Here is a 2,999-nt window from a genome sequence, read left to right as displayed (position 1 = left end):
GGCTTGATATGCAGGTGATCGGCGCGTCGGTTCCGGGCTTCCGGCGGGGGTGGGTGGAGGCTGATGGTGAGGCATCCGTCGAGGAGGTTCGGACGTCTGGGATCGGGTCGTTCATGCCGTGCTTGGTGCGCTCGGCGGGAAGCGTGCCAAGCCTGGGTGATCCGCTGCTGGATGAGTACCTACGGTTCACCGCCGCTAGGGTGCGGCCCAACACGCTCATCGCGCAGGCGTTCGACCTGAAGGTGTTCTTCGCGGTCGTGAAGAAGCCGCCGCAGCAGGTGAGCGTGACGGACGTGCTCGCCTTCATCGAGGCCCAGCGGGCCCCGCGCCGCGGTGGCAACGTGGTGCGCCTGGCCGACGGCGAGGTGGGGCTGGCCGCCTCGACGATCAAGCGGCGGCTGGCGACCCTCTCCGCGCTGTTCGACTACCTGTTCCTCCGAGGCTTCTGTGACCGCAACCCCGTGCCGCGCAGCCTCGGCGCCAGGCACGCCCGCTGCTCCGGTACGGGGCAGGGGGCACGGCGCGGGGCGCCACTGGTCCGGACCCCGCGCAAGCTGCCGCGGGTGCTGTCTCCGGGCGAGGTGACCGCATTGACCGGCGCGCTGCGCACCGACCGGGACCGGGCAATGGTCGCGTTGATGCTGCACGGCGGGCTGCGCCGCTGCGAGGTGCTCGGGCTGCGGCTGTCGCACGTGCACGTCGGGGACCGGCGCGTGTTCGTGACGGATGGTAAGGGCGGCCACCAGCGCCTCGTCCCGGTCGCCAACGTCTTCTTCACCGCCCTCGCCGCCTACCTCGCCGTCGAGCGTCCGAAGGAGAGCGCGGACGATCACGTGTTCGTCGTGCTCAAGGGCCCGAACCGAGGCCGGCCGTTGACCGCGGCCGGCCTCGACGAGATCCTCACCGGTGCGCGCGGCCGTGCTGGGCTCACGCACGCGTCCTGCCACGAGCTGCGGCACACCTGCTTCACCCGACTGCGGGAGGCCGGGATGGCGCTCGAGGCGATCCAGGCGCAGGCCGGGCACGCCTCGATCGAAACGACCCGGATCTATCTTCACCTGTCCAACGACTGGCTCGCCGGTGAGTACCACAAGGCGATGGCCATTCTCGATGACTGGGATGGGGAGGAACCGTGAGCACAGCCGCCCACCTTGCCGGCCCCGCCACTGTCGAGCACACGCCCGAGCCGGTGCCGTTGTCGCTGGCGACGGTAGCGAACCGGTACGTCAGCCTCGGGGCGACGCCGACAGCGCGGCGGATCCGGGGAGCCGGGGTAAGCGGGTTCCAGCGCCGCTACGGTGACCTGGCCGGTTGGCGCACGGCATCGGTTGCCGAGCGGAGGCAGGTCCGCACCGAGGTCGCCTCGTTCGTCGGGCACACGGTGATCGCCTGCGCCTTCCCGGTTGACGTCGAGTTCGCCGTGGCGTCCGGCTGCCGGTGGGGCAAGTACCTGCGCGACGCGTACCCCGGGCAGGCCGACCGGTTCCATGCGCAGGCTGCATCACTCGGGTTCTGTGCCAAAGAAATCGAGCGGATGTGGTCGTGGTTGGCGAAGATCTGCATCGTCACGGGAACCAGTCCGGACCAGCTCGGCCCGCAGGAGTACCACGAGGCGAGGACCGCCGTGCATGACGCCGTCATCGCCTCGCGCGGTTACCGACCCAAGACGCTCTCGACACCGCTGTTCGGGCTCGACGCCGTGATGTTCCACCGCGGACAGGCGCCCGCCCCCGACATCCGCCGCCGCTGGACCGGCCGCCCGGTGCACGAGGTCGTCTGGGACCAGCTCGCGCAGGCCGCGCCAGTCATGGTCGCGACGATGCGCCGCTACTTGCGCCAGTGCGCCATATCCCTTCGGCCCTCCTCGGTGGCCCTGTTCGACACCACGCTGCGCCAGTTCAGCGCGTCCCTGATCACCGCGGACCCGCCCGTCACCCGGGTAGCAGACATCGGTCGCGGGCATGTCGAAGCGTACAAGCAGCAGCTGGCCGACCGTCCCGGTTACCGCGGCAAGCCGCTGTCCAAGACGACCCTCGGCATGCGGATGGGACACCTGCACACCTTCTTCACCCGGATCCTCGAATGGGACTACGACGACGTGCCCGCCCGGGTGCCGGTGTACCGCAGCGACCGGCCCCGCCTCGACGAGCCGCTGCCACGGTTCCTCGACGACGCCCAAGCGGCCGCGTTCATGACCGCCACCAGGAACCTGCCCGACCCGCTGGACCGGCTCATGGTCACCACCCTCGCACGGACCGGGATGCGCCGCGGCGAGCTGCTCGGCCTCACCGTCGACGCGATCGTTCAGATCGGCACCGGTTACTGGCTACGCACTCCGGTCGGGAAACTGCACACCGACCGGTACATCCCGCTCCACCCCCAGCTGAAGGACCTGCTCGACGCATGGATCGCCGGCCGTCCCGACTGGCAGGCCACCGACCTGCTGCTGACCGAACGCGGCCGCCCGATCCCTCCCACCCGGGTCGACAAAGCCGTACACAAGGCCGCCACCGCCGCCGGGATCGGGCACGTCCACCCGCACCAGCTGCGCCACACACTGGCCACCCAGGCGATCAACCGCGGCATGAGCCTGGAGGCCATCGCCGCGCTGCTCGGCCACCGCGACCTGTCGATGACCATGGTGTACGCCCGGATCGCCGACCGCACCGTCGCCGACGAGTATTTCGCCGTCACCAGCAAGGTCGAGTCCCTGTACGCGGCAAGCCAGCCAGCCGTGCTGCCCCCCGACGCCGCCGGCCCCGCGATGCGGGCCCTGCGCGCCGAGGCCACCAAGCGGCTGCTCGGCAACGGCTACTGCGCCCGTCCCATCGAGCTCGACTGCCGCTACGAGACGATCTGCGAGTCCTGCACCATGTTCTTCACCACCATCGAGCACCGCCCCACCCTCCAAGCGCAACGCGACGACGCCGACCTCAAGGGCCAAACCGGCCGCCGAGACATCTACGACGCGCTCCTCCAACGCCTCGATGACGCCCCCG

2 protein-coding genes are annotated in these 2,999 nt (G+C 70.4%); both read left to right on the top strand.

The genetic code is table 11. The features are described 5' to 3' along the window. The first annotated feature begins 143 nt into the window (after positions 1 to 143). Positions 144 to 1,136, top strand: coding sequence for a tyrosine-type recombinase/integrase (locus tag BN11_RS18445; RefSeq protein WP_235435540.1), 993 nt, complete (start codon positions 144 to 146; stop codon positions 1,134 to 1,136). Next, positions 1,133 to 2,999: tyrosine-type recombinase/integrase (locus tag BN11_RS18440; protein WP_053084181.1), on the top strand; the 1,867-nt coding region annotated here is incomplete at its 3' end. The genes BN11_RS18445 and BN11_RS18440, both read left to right, overlap by 4 nt.

This window comes from Nostocoides australiense Ben110 (assembly GCF_001050535.1).
GTDB lineage: Bacteria > Actinomycetota > Actinomycetes > Actinomycetales > Dermatophilaceae > Nostocoides_A > Nostocoides_A australiense.
This window is presented reverse-complemented; position numbering and strand designations above follow the sequence as displayed.